Genomic DNA, 14,308 nt, shown 5'->3' with positions numbered 1-14,308 from the left:
GGCTTCATCGTGGTCACGCAGGTCGGCAGCCAGACCTTCGGCATCGTCGTCGACGGCGTGTTCCACACCGAGGAAATCGTGGTCAAGCCGATGTCGACGAAGCTGCGTCACATCGACATGTTCTCGGGCAACACCATCCTGGGCGATGGCGCCGTCATCATGATCATCGACCCCAACGGCATTGCCAAGGCGCTGGGCGCCGCCGGCTCCTCGGCCCATGATATGGGCGATGACAATGGCGCGCACCATATCGGCTCGGGCGAGCAGACCACCTCGCTGCTGGTGTTCCGCGCCGGCTCCAACCAGCCCAAGGCGGTCCCGCTCGGGCTCGTCACCCGCCTCGAAGAGCTCCCCGCCGACAAGATCGAGTTCAGTAACGGCCGCTACATGGTGCAGTACCGCGAGCAGCTGATGCCGCTCGTCTCCATGGACGGCGTCACCATCGCGAGCCAGGGCGCCCAGCCGATCCTGGTGTTCGCCGATGACGGCCGCTCCATGGGCCTCGTCGTCGACGAGATCATCGACATCGTCGAGGAACGCCTCAACATCGAGGTCGGCGGCTCGGCGAGCGGCATCCTCGGCTCGGCCGTGATCAAGGGCCAGGCCACCGAGGTGATCGACGTCGGCCACTTCCTGCCGATGGCGTTCGCCGACTGGTTCACCCGCAAGGAGATGAAGCCGTCGATGCATTCGCAGTCGGTGCTGCTGGTCGACGACTCGGCCTTCTTCCGCAACATGCTGGCGCCGGTGCTGAAAGCGGCCGGCTACCGCGTCCGCACCGCGCCGACCGCGCAGGAAGGTCTCGCCGCGCTGCGTGCGCAGAACTTCGACGTGGTGCTGACCGACATCGAGATGCCCGACATGAACGGGTTCGAGTTCGCCGAAACGATCCGCTCCGACAGCAATCTGGGTGCGATGCCGATCATCGGCCTGTCCGCCCTGGTGTCGCCGGCGGCGATCGAGCGCGGCCGTCAGGCCGGCTTCCACGACTATGTCGCCAAGTTCGACCGTCCCGGTCTGATCGCGGCGCTGAAGGAGCAGACCGCGGGCGCCGCCGGTGCCTCCGAGCTGAGCCGGGCCGCGGCGTAGGCATGATGCGGAAAAGTGTGAAGCGGTTTTCCGAAAAGATCATGCTCAGGCAACAGTGCGGCCAGGGACCAGGGGAGACGAGATGAGCAAGAAGACCCAGATCGGCGAAGGCGCCATGGTCGAATACGTCACCGCGATGATCGGCGGCCAGCTGTTCGGCCTGCCGATCTCGCGCGTCCAGGACGTGTTCATGCCGGAGCGCGTCACCCGCGTTCCCTTGTCCTCGCACGAGATCGCAGGCGTTCTGAACCTGCGCGGCCGCATCGTCACCGTCGTCGACATGCGCGCCCGTCTCGGCCTGCCCAGGGACGACGACGGCAAGACGCCGATGGCTGTCGGTGTCGACCTGCGCGGCGAATCCTATGGCCTCCTGATCGATCAGATCGGCGAGGTGCTGCGCCTGCCCGAGGATGGCAAGGAGGAGAACCCGGTCAACCTCGACCCCCGCATGGCCAAGCTCGCCGGCGGTGTTCACCGGCTCGAGGGCCAGCTCATGGTCGTCCTCGACGTCGATCGCGTGCTCGAGCTCGCGCCCGAGATGATGGCGGCCTGATACGGCGGCATTGCCGCCGACGGCCAAGCAATTGGAAATGCCCCCGCCCAGGGGACAGGAGGTTCACATGCGAACGTGTCTCGTCGTTGATGATTCCAGCGTCATCCGCAAGGTCGCGCGCCGGATCCTGGAAGGCCTCGACTTCCAGATTCTCGAAGCCGAGGACGGTGAGAAGGCCCTGGAGGCCTGCAAGCGCGGGCTTCCCGATGCCGTGCTGCTCGACTGGAACATGCCGGTCATGGACGGCTATGAGTTCCTCGGCCATCTGCGTCGGATGCCCGGCGGCGACCACCCGAAGGTGGTGTTCTGCACCACCGAAAATGACGTCGCGCATATCGCGCGCGCGCTGCATGCGGGTGCCAACGAGTACATCATGAAGCCGTTCGACAAGGACATCGTGACGGCGAAGTTCCAGGAAGTCGGCCTTATCTGAGCGAACGCCGGAGGCTCCTTCGGCGATTGTCTTCAACTGAACCGTTTCAGTCTGAGTTGGTGAGTAATGAGTGTTGCGTTCGCAGGTAGTTCGACCACGGGCCCGTCGCGCGAAGCGGGACCGCTGCGGGTGATGGTCGTCGACGACTCCGTCGTCATCCGTGGCCTCATCTCGCGCTGGATCGGCGCCGAGCACGACATGGAGGTCGCGGCCTCGCTGCGCACGGGGCTCGAAGCGGTCAACCAGATCGAACGCATCAACCCTGACGTTGCCGTGCTCGATATCGAAATGCCCGAGCTCGACGGCCTCTCGGCGCTGCCGCAGCTGCTCGCGAAGAAGCGCGATCTCGTCATCATCATGGCCTCGACGCTGACCCGCCGCAACGCGGAGATCAGCTTCAAGGCGTTGTCGCTCGGCGCTGCAGACTATATTCCGAAGCCGGAATCGACCCGCGAGACCTCCGCCGCCGATATCTTCCATCACGACCTGATCCAGAAGATTCGTCACCTCGGCGCACGGCTCCGTCGGAAGCCGGCCCTGGCGAGCCCGCCGCTGGCGCCCGCGAGCCCTGCTGCACCGATTGCACGTCCACCGTCTGTCGCACGTCCCGCTGCTGCGCCCGCATCGTCTCCGGCCGCCCCGCATGCCCTGTTCTCAGGCCCGGTGACGATGCGTCCGTTCTCGACCCAGACGCCGAAGGTGCTGTTGATCGGCTCCTCGACCGGCGGCCCGCAGGCGCTGATGGCGCTTGTCGCCGAGCTCGGCCCGGTGATCGACCGTTACCCGGTGCTGATTACCCAGCACATGCCGCCGACCTTTACCACCATTCTCGCCGAGCATCTGGCGCGTACGAGCCGTAAGCCTGCAGCCGAGGCTGTTGACGGCGAGCAGGTCAAGCCGGGTCGCATCTATCTCGCGCCCGGTGGCAAGCACATGCGCGTCATGCGCAGCGGCGCGGACGCCGCGATCGCGCTGGACGACGGTCCCGCCGTCAATTTCTGCAAGCCGGCGGTCGATCCGCTCTTCACCTCCGCCGTCGATATCTGGCACGGCAACATCCTCTCCGTGATCCTGACGGGCATGGGCTCGGACGGCATGCGCGGCGGCAAGGACATCGTCGCCGCCGGTGGCAACGTGATCGCGCAGGATGAAGCGTCCAGCGTGGTCTGGGGCATGCCGGGTGCGGCCGCCCATGCCGGCATCTGCGCGGCGATCCTGCCGCTCAACCAGATCGGCGCCAAGGTCAACCGCCTGTTCGCGGGAGACCGCTCGTGACGCCCGCTGACTACGATTATCTGCGCAAGTTCCTGAAGGAACGCTCCGGCCTCGATCTCTCGCCCGACAAGCAATATCTGGTCGAAAGCAGGCTGTTGCCGCTGGCCCGCAAGGCGAGCTTGCCCGGAATCCCCGATCTCGTGCTGAAGATCAGGAACGGCGACGGAAGGCTTGCAACAGACGTGGTCGAGGCCATGACCACCAACGAGACGTTCTTCTTCCGCGACAAGATCCCGTTCGATCATCTGCGCGACAGCATCGTGCCCGGCCTGATCAAGGCCCGCGCGGCGCGCAAAAGCTTGCGCATCTGGTCGGCGGCGTCGTCGACCGGGCAGGAGCCCTATTCGATCGCGATGTGCCTGAAGGAGATGGGCGCAGCACTCGCCGGCTGGCGCATTGAGATCGTTGCCACCGATTTGTCGCAAGAGGTGCTGGAGAAGTGCAAGGCTGGCATCTACAGCCAGTTCGAGGTGCAGCGCGGCCTGCCGATCCAGCTCCTGATGAAATACTTCACGCAAAGCAGCGACGTCTGGCAGCTTAATGCCGATGTCCGGTCGATGGTGCAGTTCCGCCAGCTCAATCTGTTGCAGGATTTCTCGCATCTCGGCACGTTCGACGTGATCTTCTGTCGCAACGTGCTGATCTATTTCGATCAGGACACCAAGGCCATGATCTTTGAGCGGATGGCGAAGGGCCTGGAAGCCGACGGCACGCTGCTGTTGGGCGCTGCCGAGTCCGTCGTCGGGATCACCGACGCGTTCCGCCCCGCGTCCGACCGCCGTGGTCTGTATCAACTCAATCCCGCGCGCTCCGGCCGCCCGATGGGTGGGCTGATGCCGCAGCCACTGAAGGTCGCCGCGGCGCGGTAATCATCTCTCCGTCATTCCGGCCTCGCTCGCTCGCTTCGCGAGCGCCCCAGGAATGACCGAGCGCTCACAAAATCGCGTGCGGCAGAAAGCGCGAGCCGTTGCCCGTGATCGGGCTCCCGTCTTCGCGGATCGAAAGCCCGCACGGCTCGTGGTTCACGAGCCAGCTTCCGATCACCGGATAGACACCCGAAAACTTCGGCAGTGGTGACAGCGCCTGGCGCACGAAGCCTTCGGCGCCGTAGGGGCCGGGGTGCTCGTCGAGGGACATTCCAGCCGAGACCAGCGTGACATTGGCGCCCTCGCGCGACAGCAGCGGCTTGCGGACGTAGGAGCTGCCGAGCTCCGCGGCGCGCGGGTCGTCCTCGAAGAAGGACGGCAGCAGATTGGGATGGTTCGGAAACATCTCCCAGAGCAGCGGCAGGATGCCCTTGTTGGAGAGCACCGCCTTCCATGGAGGTTCGATCCAGCGTGTCGGTGCGTCCCTGAGCTTCGTGCCGAAAGCGTCGTGGAACATCCATTCCCAGGGATAGAGCTTGAAGACCAGCTTCATTTCGTTGTTGTCGAGATCGACGAAGCCGCCGACGTCCTCACGCCAGCCGATCTCTTCGATGTCGAGCAGCGTTGTCGACAGGCCTGCCTGACGCGCGGTGTCTTCGAGATAAGCAAGCGTGCCGGCGTCTTCCTCGTTGGCGGTGGTGCCGGTGAGGTGCAGATGCGTGTTCGAGGCAACTTCCTTCCACGCAGCGATCAGCCGCTCGTGGATCGAGTTGAACTGGTCGGCGCGCGCAGGGATGATGCGCCGCTCGATCGCCTGCTCGAGCCAGGTCCATTGAAACACCGCGGCCTCGAAGATCGAGGTCGGCGTATCGGCGTTGTATTCGAGCAGCTTTGCCGGACTTTGACCGTCGAACCTGAGATCGAGACGGCCATACAGGCTGCGGTCGTCGCGCTCCCAGCTCTCGGAGATGAGATCCCAGAACGCGTCCGGAATCTTCAAGCGCCGCAAGTGCTGCTCGTTGCCGATCACCCGGCCGGCGAGCTCCAGGCACATCGCATCGATCTCGCCGGTCGGGGTTTCGATCGCGCGTTCGATCTCATCGAGCGTGAAGGCGTAATAGGCGCGTTCGTCCCAATAGCGCTCGCCATCGATCGTGTGGAAGGCGAAGCCGCATTGCTCGGCGGTCTGTTGCCAGTCGTCGCGCTCGGGACAAATGATGCGTTGCATGTGTCAGCCACCGTGCCCGCCGTGGCCACCATGACCGCCATGACCTTGACCATGATGGCTGCCTTGCATGCGATGCAGCGTGCCGCCGAAGCCGCCATAGCTCGGCCGGCAATACGGCTTGCCGTCGATACCGGGCACAGCTTCGAGGGCGGAGCCGCAGGGACGCTCGCGCCTGGTAAATCCCGTCGAGATGGCGCTGACCGCGGCGCTTCCCATCAGCGTGAGCATGACCCGTCGCGAGCGTTTCATGGTGCGTCCTCCCGCGCGTCTTAAACCAGACCGGCGCGCAGCGTTGTTCAAAACCTCGCGTGTCAACTGCCGCCCGAGAAAGCATGCGCGAACGAACCGAAGCCGCCGCGCGTGACGCCGCCGGAACCTGCATCGGACGGGCCGCCCGACGAGGAATGAGTTGAGGAGTCGCTGCTGTAGAAGCCGGACCGCGATGACCAGTGCGAGCTTCCCGACGAGCCATGGCCGCTGCTGCTGCAATCGGTCCTCGTTGGTGCTGCCGCAGCCGTGCCCGGCGCGGTCACCCCGGGGGGTGTCGTTCCGGCAGGCAAGGGATCGCAACTCCGCCGCGGCATCAGCGTGTAGGCGCTGGCGCCAACCGCGATCGTCCCCATCACCAGCAGGGCGACGTGGCCGGAGCGCTTCACGGGCTGCCGCGGTGCCGACGCTATTGCCGCCGGCCTGCGCTTGCCAAAATCCTTGGGAGGAGGCTTCGCGGCCATGGTCAGTAGATCATGCAGGCGGCGTTCAGGAGGCCGGCAGCAAGCGAGGACAGGCCGAGCCAGATGGCGGGCGCGAGCTCACCCGCGGCGATCCGGCCCGACAGGTTCGGCACCGGGATCTTCACGATGTAGAATACGGCGACCTGCACGATCAGCGCGATTGCAGCCCAGACCAGGCAGTCCAGCACGTTGGCCGAATGCGCGATCGCGCTGAACAGCGGCGCCACGAAGCCGAGCAGGCTGAGGCCGAGCGCAATCGCCGCGGCAGGATCGTTGTCGCGGATCAGCTGGAACTCGTTGTGCGGTGTGATCCGCGTGTAGACGAACAGATATGCCACTATCGCAATCAGCCCCGTGCAGAAATAGACCAGGAAGGCGGGCAGGCCGGCGAGCGATTGCAGGATCATGGGAGGTCCAATTTGGCGCCTGCGAATTCTGGCACGATCGCTTGGTCGCTGCACCGGGCCGATAGGTTCGATCCCCAGAAACAAACTAGCTGCCCGCGGGAGGCCGCAGCGCGTTGCGGGTCCGGCGCCGGCGTCGCCACACCGCTGCTGGCCCGTGCTTGACGCGACCAAAAAAACAAAACCCCGCCATTTGCGGCGGGGTCCAGGCTGGGAGGAGCGAGCCCGATTCGGGCGCGCGACGTAAACCCAGAGATCAGGCGGGAATGCGCTCTTCGTGCTCGTGCGGCTCGCGCAGCACGTAGCCGCGGCCCCACACGGTCTCGATGAAGTTGCGGCCCTCGGATGCGTTGGCGAGCTTCTTGCGGAGCTTGCAGATGAAGACGTCGATGATCTTCAGCTCGGGCTCGTCCATGCCGCCGTAGAGATGGTTGAGGAACATTTCCTTGGTCAGGGTGGTACCCTTGCGGAGCGAGAGCAGCTCCAGCATCTGGTACTCCTTGCCCGTCAGATGCACGCGCTGGCCACCGACTTCGACCGTCTTGGTGTCGAGGTTGACCACGAGGTCGCCGGTCTGGATGACCGACTGGGCGTGACCCTTGGAGCGGCGCACGATCGCGTGGATGCGGGCAACCAGTTCGTCTTTATGGAAGGGCTTCGTCATGTAGTCGTCGGCGCCGACGCCGAGACCCTTGACCTTGTCCTCGATGCCGGCGAGGCCGGAGAGGATCAGGATCGGTGTCTTGATCTTGGAGACCCGAAGCTGCTTGAGCACGTCGTATCCGGACATGTCGGGCAGGTTGAGGTCGAGAAGGATAATGTCGTAATCGTATAATTTACCGAGGTCGACGCCTTCTTCCCCCAAATCGGTCGTGTAGACGTTGAAGCTCTCGGACTTCAGCATCAGCTCGATCGACTGCGCGACGGCGCTGTCATCTTCAATCAGCAAAACGCGCATGCCAGTTCCCCATAGTCGCCGCTCCTGGGCGTCAGGTCGGCCGCATTCGCGGCACTCAACAAAACGCCTTTGAACAACTGATTCGGATCCTGACAACAGATGGTTAACAAATCCTGATTCTGGAACGCAAGTCCCCCCGGTGCAATTTTTGCCGAATCGCCCTAAGGTCTTGCGCGTGAAGCAGCTTTCGTTATCCGGCTCCGTTCAAGTTCCACTTTAAGAGACGGGTCTAACCGACTCCCGCGACTCAGCCTTCTTCTGAAAGGGAGCCACGCTCAGTCACAAAGACAGTGACGCAATGATTAATGATGCGGGTAAACACGAAGTTAAGCGCCGTTCAGAAATATGGCGAAATTTAAGGGTTTTGCCGTGAAAGCCTGGATGATGAAAGCGCGCGCCCCATGAAGGCTTTGGCCGAACAGATCGGCGATATCGACGGCGTCAACATCTATGGCCGTGTGGTCGGCGTTCGCGGCCTGATGGTCGAGGTGGCCGGACCCATTCACGCGATGTCGGTCGGCGCGCGGCTCGTGATCGAGACCGGTGCCAACCGGTCCATTCCCTGCGAGGTGATCGGCTTCTCCGGCAACAACGCTGTCGTGATGCCGTTCGCCGGCCTCGACGGCGTGCGTCGCGGCTGCAAGGCGGTGATCGCCAACGCCGCCAATCAGGTACGTCCGTCTTCGGCCTGGCTCGGCCGCGTCGTCAACGCGTTGGGCGAGCCGATCGACGGCAAGGGGCCGTTGCCGCAAGGCGCCTCGCCGATGCCGTATCGGAATGCGCCGCCGCCGGCGCATTCGCGCAAGCGTGTCGGCGCACCGCTGGATCTCGGCGTGCGCGCGATGAACACCTTTCTCACCTGCTGCCGCGGCCAGCGCATGGGCATCTTCGCAGGGTCCGGCGTCGGCAAGTCGGTGCTGCTCTCGATGCTCGCGCGCAACGTCGATGCCGCCGTCAGCGTCATCGGGCTGATCGGCGAACGCGGCCGCGAGGTGCAGGAGTTCTTGCAGGACGATTTGGGCGAGGAGGGGCTTGCGCGCTCCGTCGTCGTGGTCGCGACCTCTGACGAGCCGGCCCTGATGCGGCGGCAGGCGGCGTATCTGACGCTCGCGGTCGCCGAATATTTTCGCGACGAGGGCCAGGACGTGCTCTGTCTGATGGACTCGGTGACGCGCTTCGCCATGGCCCAGCGCGAGATCGGGTTGTCCGCCGGTGAGCCGCCGACCGCCAAGGGCTACACGCCGACCGTCTTCACCGAGTTGCCGAAGCTTTTGGAGCGCGCCGGCCCGGGCATGGGCGAGGGTGCCATCACCGCGATCTTCACGGTGCTGGTCGACGGCGACGATCATAACGAGCCGATCGCGGATGCGGTTCGCGGCATCCTCGACGGCCACATCGTGATGCAGCGCTCGATCGCGGAGCGCGGCCGCTACCCCGCCATCAACATCCTCAAATCCGTGTCCCGCACCATGCCGAAATCGGCGGATCCGCAGTTCTGGCCTGTCATCCAGAAGGCGCGGGCGGTGATGGCGACTTACGCTGATATGGAGGAGCTGATCCGATTAGGGGCCTACCGGGCCGGCTCCAGCCCCGAGGTCGACGAGGCGATCCGGCTGCACGAGCCGCTCGAAGCCTTCCTGCGCCAGCGCAAGGACGAAAATGCGTCATTGGCCGACGGCTATCGCCAATTGGCGCAAATCCTCGGTAATTTGGAAACGGAACGCTAACTTTGTCCCGTCATCATCCGCTCCCACAGAGTAGCAGAACCGGTCTTGGCCAATACGGGGCCTGTGGGGGACCGGTGCCGTCCCAATGTGTGCGTGTCTTGCAGCCAAGGGACTTCTGGGGAGTACGAGTCGATGAAGTCACGTGATACCCTCATCCGCCTGAAGAAGTTTCAGGTCGACGAGAAGCGCCGCCGGGTCGCCCAGATCGAGTCCATGATCGCCGACTTCCAGCGGATGTCGATCGATCTTGATCGCGAGATCCAGACCGAGCAGGACCGCGCCGGGATCAACGACCCCGCGCATTTCGCCTATCCGACCTATGCCAAGGCCGCCATCCAGCGCCGCGAGAACCTGACCCGCTCGGCCGACGAGCTCAGGGGCCAGCTCGAGGAAGCCAAGGCCGCGCTCGGCGAAGCCTTCGAGGAGCTGAAGAAGGTCGAGCTGCTGGACGAACGCGACCAGGCCCGCGAGCGCGCCGAGGAAAATGCCCGCGAGCAAGCCGATCTCGACAGCATCGGTTTGATGCGCTCCCGCATCGGCGCCGTCGCCTAAAGGCAGCCGGCGGTCAAAACCACGAGTGAATTTGCGAGCCCGGACCCGCAAGGTCCGGGTTTTTGCGTGCGCTGTCCACAGCGTGCCGCGCCGCCCCTTGGTGACGGGCTCGGCCGCGCGCTATGGTAGCGGCAATGATTGCTGTGTCAGCGACGGCGGTGTCCACCTTTCCCTTGGGAGAGGTCGGCGCGGAGCGCCGGGTGAGGGGTGACGGTCTCCCGTTAGCCCCGTACCCCCTCACCCGGCTTGCTGCGCAAATCGACCTCTCCCCGTTCGGGGACAGGTGAAAAGGGACGCGACGGGGCCGCGCGTTGGGGGGCTGAATGCTGACGTCAGCAGAACTGGTCGGGCTGATCGAGGCGGTGGCGAAGCGCGATCAGGCGGCGTTCGAGCGCCTCTATGGCGCCACGCGCGCGAAACTCTATGGCGTCGTCCTTCGTATCTTGCGCCGACAGGATCTCGCAGAGGAGGTCATTCAGGAGACCTACGTCAAGATCTGGAACAGCGCCGGCCAGTTCAATCCGACGCTGTCGTCGCCGATCACGTGGATGGCGTCGATCGCGCGCAACCGCGCCATCGATATCGTGCGCAGGAAGACGGAAGCCTCCATCGAGGAGCAGCCGCAGGCCATGGAAGTTGCCGCCGACAGTCCCGATCCCCTGGCGCGCCGGGAGATGTCGGAGGAATTGAAGCGACTCTTGGAATGTATCGGCCGGCTCGAGCCGGACCGTCAGCGGCTGGTGCTTCTCGCGTACTATAACGGCTGGAGCCGCGAGCAATTGGCGGAGAAATTCGCAGCGCCCGTCAACACGGTGAAGACGTGGCTGCGGCGCAGCATTCTGGATATCCGGGAGTGCCTCGGACTTTAGAGGATGATGAGAGTGGCACGAACCAGAGCGGCGACGGTTGTCCACCTCTCCCTTCGCGGGAGAGGTGAAGGAAAGTGATGGCCTATAGCGAGGACCATATCGCGCTCGCCGCGGAATATGCGCTCGGCACGCTCGATGCCGACGAGCGCGCGCAGGTCGCCACCATGATGGCGGTGGATCCGGAGTTCGCGGCCGTCGTGCAGAGCTGGGAATACAGGCTCGCCGTCCTCAACCAGATGGTCGGCACGATCGAGCCGCGGCCGATCGTATGGGAGAACATCAGGCGCGAGATCGCGCTCCCGGTGTCGTCGCAGGATTCGTCCGGGACACCGCCGGTGCTGTCTGACGCGCCGCCGCCACCGCCGGAGTCCGTTTCGCCGCAAGTCTCATCCCCAGAACCTTCCTCGCCGGATGCTCCGCCGCTTGAGATGCAGCCACCGGCGCCACCTGAATCCGGCTCTGACGCCGTTCCGACTTTTCCGCCGCAATTCGTGCCGCAGACCCATGCGCCCGATCCGCACGTTGCGCCGGTGGCGCCCGCGACTGTCGTCGGTGACGCTAACGTGGTCTCTCTCCAGCGCCGCGTGAAGCGCTGGCGCACCATCGCCTCCGCCGTGGGCGCGCTCGCGGCCGCGCTGCTGGTGACGCTGTCGCTTCAGATCCTCCAGCCCGATGCACTTCCCGGCGCGCTGCGCCCCGCGCCACGCATCCAGACGGTCGAGGTCAAGACACCGGCCGCGCCGCTGTCCTCGCCTGCGCAATATGTCGCCCTGTTGCAGGGCCAGAGCGGCGGTCCTGCCTTCATCCTCACCATTGACGGCGCGACCAAGAACTTCACGGTGCGCAAGGTCGGTGCGACGCCGGAACCGGGCAAGAGTTTTGAGCTCTGGCTGATCTCCGACAAGCTGCCGCGCCCGCGTTCGCTGGGCGTGATCGGCAATGGCGAGTTCACTGCACGTCCGCTGCTCGCCGGCTACGATACCGATGTGGTCAACGGCGCGACCTATGCCGTCACTGTCGAGCAGTCCGGCGGCTCGCCCAACGGCCAGCCGACCTCGGCGCCGGTATTCTCAGGCAAGCTGATCGAGACCGTGCCGCCGTCCCAGCCGCAGGCGCCCGCGAAGAAGTAGCGCGGTGCCGAACTGTCGCCACCGTCCATTCCGCCGTCGTAATCCGACAAATCCCGCCGAATCCGCCCCTGATTTGAACCTCCATGCATTTCCCGGCGTCAAATGCCCGGAATTTGCAGTCCGCGCCGCCGATCATGGTGCCGGAGAGGGGCTAGAAATCAGATGGATGCAGCCAAGCCGCCAGGAATTTTTATTCACCAATATACCGGGCTGCCGCAGGGCCCGGCCTTCGAACATTGGCGCGAGCGGGCCCTGGGGGCTTGTGGCCTCGAGATCGGGCCGAGCCATGGCGACAGCATCGATTGCCGCCTGCAGGTCAGCGTGGTCGACAATATCGCGCTCGCCATTCCCGAAGGTGCTTCCGCACAATATTCGCGCACCCAAAGCGGGCTCGCCGATGGCAGCGACGATCTGGTGCTGATCGCGGCGCATGCGGGCCTCGTCAGCATCAGGCAGAACGGTCACACCGTCGAGCTCGAACCGGCGCAGATGGTGCTGGCCGACATGGGCATTATGGGCAGCGTCGGTCACACCGACGAGAACCGCTTCACCACCATCCGAATGCCGCGCCGCGCGCTGCTCGACATCAATCCGCGCGCCGAAGAGAAGCTGTCGAAGGTGCTGTCCGACGGCGCCGTCGCCGAGACCATCTTCCGCTATCATGCGCTGGCTGCTCATCACGCGCCGCATCTCGACGCGGTCGGCCAGCGCCTGACCGCGCAACACATGATCGATCTCGTCGGCCTCTTGCTCGGCACCGATGCCGAGCATGCGGCGCTCGCGCGTGGTCGCGGCCATGCGGCAGCCCGTCTCGATCTCATGCGCGCCGACGTGATGGCAGCCCTCGGCCGCAACGATCTCTGCCTGTCCGAGGTCGCGACCCGCTCGGGGCTCAGCTCGCGCCAGGCGCAGCGGCTGTTCGAGCAGGCGGGCACCACGTTCACCGAATTCGTGCTCGAGCAGCGCCTGCTGCTGGCGCGAAAGCTGCTCGGCGATCCCCGCGCGCGAGCGCGCAAGATCAGCGACATCGCGCATTCCTCGGGCTTTTCCGATCTGTCCTATTTCAATCGCGCTTTCCGCAAGCGTTTTGGTGCGACACCGTCGGAGCTGCGCGAGGCGTGAGTATTCCGATCTTGTGCTGAGGCGCTGCGGCCGCATTTGGTCGAGCGGGGTGAATGAGCTATACCTGTCTCGCGAATAGATCGCCGGATAGCAGGGAATAGCGAAGTCAACGGACATGGCGCGTATCGTCGTGCTCGGCGCCGGATTTGCAGGCCTGTGGGCGGCCATTGGTGCCGCGCGCATGCGCGATGAGATCGGTAACGCCGGCCGCGACATCGAGATCCGCCTCATTGACCGCAATCCCTACCACAATATCCGGGTGCGGAATTACGAGGTCGATCTCAGCGAGCTCGCGCTGCCGCTGTCGCAATTGCTCGATCCTGTCGGCGTCGCGCACGGGATCGGCGAGGTCGAAGCCATCGATCCGGTGCACCACGAAATTTCGCTGGTCACGAGCAGCGGCGAGGAGACGCTGCGCTACGATCGTCTCGTACTTGCGCTCGGCAGCGAACTGATGTGGCCGAATATTCAAGGTCTCGCCGAGCACGCGTTCGACGTCGACACCTACACTGCGGCGCTTCGGCTGGATGATCATCTCACCTCGCTGGGACGTAGCGCGCCCGCGCCGGGACGGTCGACCATCGTGGTGGTAGGCGCCGGCTTCACCGGCATCGAGGTCGCTGCCGAAATGCCTGAGAGGCTGGTGCGCGCCGGCATCACCGGCAGCCGCCGCATCATCCTGGTCGATTCAAGTCCCGCGGTCGGCGCCACCATCGGCGGCCACGCGCGTCCCGTCATCGAGACAGCGCTGTCGTCGCTCGACGTCGAGATGCGGCTGGGCGTGCGGCTGGCGTCGGTCGAGGCTTCGGGTGTTTGCTTGAGTTCAGGCGAATTCATTCGGACGCAGACGGTGATCTGGTGCGCCGGCCTGCGCGCGAGCCGGCTCGCCGAAAACTTTCCACGCGCGCGCGATCGCCATGGGCGCCTGCTGGTCGATCCCTTCATGCGGGTGGCGGACCTGCCCGGCGTCTTCGCCGCCGGCGACGTCGCCTCCAGCGTCGTCGATGGCTTGCATCCGACCGTGATGTCCTGCCAGTTCGCCCGCCCCATGGGCCGTTTCGCCGGCCACAATGTGGTCGCCGATCTCGTCGGCCGGCCGATGCTGCCGCTGCGGATCGACTGGTACGTCACCGTGCTCGATCTCGGCGGTTGGGGCGCGCTCTACACGGAGGGCTGGGATCGCGAGGTGCGGACCACGGGCGCCGCCGCCAAGGCGACCAAGCAGACCATCAACCGCAAGCGCATCTATCCGCCGCTCACGGGTAGCAGGGATGAACTGTTTGCCGCCGCGGCGCCGACGGTGCAAGCGCCGCCGCCGACTTATGGGGCAAAGCGACGTTGAGCCAGCTGCGCGGCAGCGTGAAAACGCTG

Annotated in this window: 16 protein-coding genes; 11 read left to right on the top strand and 5 right to left on the bottom strand. The window is 64.9% G+C overall.

The window, feature by feature from the left end:
* The 5 genes from BM222_RS25290 to BM222_RS25270 form a co-directional block, all read left to right on the top strand.
* Nucleotides 1-1,089 (top strand): response regulator (locus BM222_RS25290; protein ID WP_143106034.1); only part of this gene is annotated, 1,089 nt, incomplete at its 5' end.
* An 82-nt stretch (nucleotides 1,090-1,171) separates the two neighbouring features.
* Complete coding sequence (locus tag BM222_RS25285; protein ID WP_092233758.1) at nucleotides 1,172-1,642, top strand: chemotaxis protein CheW; 471 nt, start codon at nucleotides 1,172-1,174, stop codon at nucleotides 1,640-1,642.
* Between the two features lie 67 nt (nucleotides 1,643-1,709).
* Nucleotides 1,710-2,075, top strand: coding sequence for a response regulator (locus tag BM222_RS25280; RefSeq protein ID WP_061028127.1), 366 nt, complete (start codon nucleotides 1,710-1,712; stop codon nucleotides 2,073-2,075).
* A 66-nt stretch (nucleotides 2,076-2,141) separates the two neighbouring features.
* Complete coding sequence (locus tag BM222_RS25275) at nucleotides 2,142-3,350, top strand: protein-glutamate methylesterase/protein-glutamine glutaminase (protein ID WP_092233754.1); 1,209 nt, start codon at nucleotides 2,142-2,144, stop codon at nucleotides 3,348-3,350.
* The gene (locus tag BM222_RS25270) at nucleotides 3,347-4,219 is read left to right on the top strand and encodes a CheR family methyltransferase (RefSeq protein WP_092233751.1); all 873 of its coding nucleotides are present in this window, start codon (nucleotides 3,347-3,349) and stop codon (nucleotides 4,217-4,219) included. The genes BM222_RS25275 and BM222_RS25270 overlap by 4 nt, the downstream gene beginning before the upstream one ends.
* 64 nt (nucleotides 4,220-4,283) lie before the next feature.
* On the opposite strand, the gene BM222_RS25265 is transcribed toward BM222_RS25270, so the two are convergent.
* The 5 genes from BM222_RS25265 to ctrA all read right to left on the bottom strand — a co-directional run bounded on the left by BM222_RS25265 (nucleotide 4,284) and on the right by ctrA (nucleotide 7,537).
* A complete protein-coding gene (locus BM222_RS25265; protein ID WP_092233748.1) occupies nucleotides 4,284-5,444 on the bottom strand; it encodes a glutathionylspermidine synthase family protein in 1,161 nt (386 codons plus the stop codon).
* A gap of 3 nt (nucleotides 5,445-5,447) precedes the next feature.
* Nucleotides 5,448-5,693, bottom strand: coding sequence for a hypothetical protein (locus tag BM222_RS25260; RefSeq protein ID WP_092233745.1), 246 nt, complete (start codon nucleotides 5,691-5,693; stop codon nucleotides 5,448-5,450).
* Between the two features lie 62 nt (nucleotides 5,694-5,755).
* Nucleotides 5,756-6,175 carry a hypothetical protein gene (locus tag BM222_RS25255; RefSeq protein ID WP_092233742.1) on the bottom strand — a complete coding sequence of 140 codons (420 nt, stop codon included), beginning with the start codon at nucleotides 6,173-6,175 and terminating at the stop codon, nucleotides 5,756-5,758.
* Nucleotides 6,176-6,177: 2 nt separating this feature from the next.
* Nucleotides 6,178-6,582 (bottom strand): DUF350 domain-containing protein, encoded by a 405-nt coding sequence (locus BM222_RS25250; RefSeq protein WP_092233739.1) that lies wholly within the window; start codon nucleotides 6,580-6,582, stop codon nucleotides 6,178-6,180.
* 253 nt (nucleotides 6,583-6,835) lie between these two features.
* Nucleotides 6,836-7,537 (bottom strand): response regulator transcription factor CtrA, encoded by a 702-nt coding sequence (ctrA, locus tag BM222_RS25245; RefSeq protein ID WP_008138878.1) that lies wholly within the window; start codon nucleotides 7,535-7,537, stop codon nucleotides 6,836-6,838.
* A 401-nt stretch (nucleotides 7,538-7,938) separates the two neighbouring features.
* Between ctrA and fliI the strand changes: the two genes are divergently transcribed.
* The 6 genes from fliI (at nucleotide 7,939) to BM222_RS25215 (ending at nucleotide 14,279) form a co-directional block, all read left to right on the top strand.
* Entirely contained in the window at nucleotides 7,939-9,264 is a 1,326-nt protein-coding gene (gene fliI / locus BM222_RS25240; RefSeq protein ID WP_092233736.1) for a flagellar protein export ATPase FliI, read from the top strand.
* A 132-nt stretch (nucleotides 9,265-9,396) separates the two neighbouring features.
* Entirely contained in the window at nucleotides 9,397-9,816 is a 420-nt protein-coding gene (gene fliJ, locus BM222_RS25235) for a flagellar export protein FliJ (RefSeq protein ID WP_092233733.1), read from the top strand.
* A gap of 323 nt (nucleotides 9,817-10,139) precedes the next feature.
* The gene (locus BM222_RS25230) at nucleotides 10,140-10,685 is read left to right on the top strand and encodes a sigma-70 family RNA polymerase sigma factor (protein WP_092233730.1); all 546 of its coding nucleotides are present in this window, start codon (nucleotides 10,140-10,142) and stop codon (nucleotides 10,683-10,685) included.
* Nucleotides 10,686-10,762: 77 nt separating this feature from the next.
* Nucleotides 10,763-11,815: an anti-sigma factor gene (locus BM222_RS25225; RefSeq protein WP_092233724.1), complete on the top strand. Its 1,053-nt coding sequence runs from the start codon at nucleotides 10,763-10,765 to the stop codon at nucleotides 11,813-11,815.
* A 162-nt stretch (nucleotides 11,816-11,977) separates the two neighbouring features.
* Nucleotides 11,978-12,937 carry an AraC family transcriptional regulator gene (locus BM222_RS25220; RefSeq protein WP_092233721.1) on the top strand — a complete coding sequence of 320 codons (960 nt, stop codon included), beginning with the start codon at nucleotides 11,978-11,980 and terminating at the stop codon, nucleotides 12,935-12,937.
* 115 nt (nucleotides 12,938-13,052) lie between these two features.
* The gene (locus BM222_RS25215; RefSeq protein ID WP_092233718.1) at nucleotides 13,053-14,279 is read left to right on the top strand and encodes an NAD(P)/FAD-dependent oxidoreductase; all 1,227 of its coding nucleotides are present in this window, start codon (nucleotides 13,053-13,055) and stop codon (nucleotides 14,277-14,279) included.
* Nucleotides 14,280-14,308 lie beyond the last annotated feature (29 nt).

Origin of the sequence: Bradyrhizobium sp. Gha, from assembly GCF_900113735.1 — a bacterium.
Classification (GTDB): domain Bacteria; phylum Pseudomonadota; class Alphaproteobacteria; order Rhizobiales; family Xanthobacteraceae; genus Bradyrhizobium.
The sequence above is the reverse complement of the archived record's forward strand: the minus strand, read 5'-3'. Positions and strand labels throughout refer to the sequence as shown.

Excerpts from the sequence above, each read along its gene's own strand:
- BM222_RS25285 (WP_092233758.1), top strand. The coding sequence starts at position 1,172 with ATGAGCAAGAAGACCCAGATCGGCGAAGGCGCCATGGTCGAATACGTC.
- BM222_RS25250 (WP_092233739.1), bottom strand. The coding sequence starts at position 6,582 with ATGATCCTGCAATCGCTCGCCGGCCTGCCCGCCTTCCTGGTCTATTTC.
- BM222_RS25230 (WP_092233730.1), top strand. The coding sequence starts at position 10,140 with ATGCTGACGTCAGCAGAACTGGTCGGGCTGATCGAGGCGGTGGCGAAG.
- BM222_RS25215 (WP_092233718.1), top strand. The coding sequence starts at position 13,053 with ATGGCGCGTATCGTCGTGCTCGGCGCCGGATTTGCAGGCCTGTGGGCG.
- BM222_RS25265 (WP_092233748.1), bottom strand. The coding sequence starts at position 5,444 with ATGCAACGCATCATTTGTCCCGAGCGCGACGACTGGCAACAGACCGCC.
- fliJ (WP_092233733.1), top strand. The coding sequence starts at position 9,397 with ATGAAGTCACGTGATACCCTCATCCGCCTGAAGAAGTTTCAGGTCGAC.
- BM222_RS25280 (WP_061028127.1), top strand. The coding sequence starts at position 1,710 with ATGCGAACGTGTCTCGTCGTTGATGATTCCAGCGTCATCCGCAAGGTC.
- fliI (WP_092233736.1), top strand. The coding sequence starts at position 7,939 with ATGAAGGCTTTGGCCGAACAGATCGGCGATATCGACGGCGTCAACATC.
- BM222_RS25275 (WP_092233754.1), top strand. The coding sequence starts at position 2,142 with ATGAGTGTTGCGTTCGCAGGTAGTTCGACCACGGGCCCGTCGCGCGAA.
- BM222_RS25225 (WP_092233724.1), top strand. The coding sequence starts at position 10,763 with ATGGCCTATAGCGAGGACCATATCGCGCTCGCCGCGGAATATGCGCTC.
- BM222_RS25260 (WP_092233745.1), bottom strand. The coding sequence starts at position 5,693 with ATGAAACGCTCGCGACGGGTCATGCTCACGCTGATGGGAAGCGCCGCG.
- BM222_RS25255 (WP_092233742.1), bottom strand. The coding sequence starts at position 6,175 with ATGGCCGCGAAGCCTCCTCCCAAGGATTTTGGCAAGCGCAGGCCGGCG.
- ctrA (WP_008138878.1), bottom strand. The coding sequence starts at position 7,537 with ATGCGCGTTTTGCTGATTGAAGATGACAGCGCCGTCGCGCAGTCGATC.
- BM222_RS25220 (WP_092233721.1), top strand. The coding sequence starts at position 11,978 with ATGGATGCAGCCAAGCCGCCAGGAATTTTTATTCACCAATATACCGGG.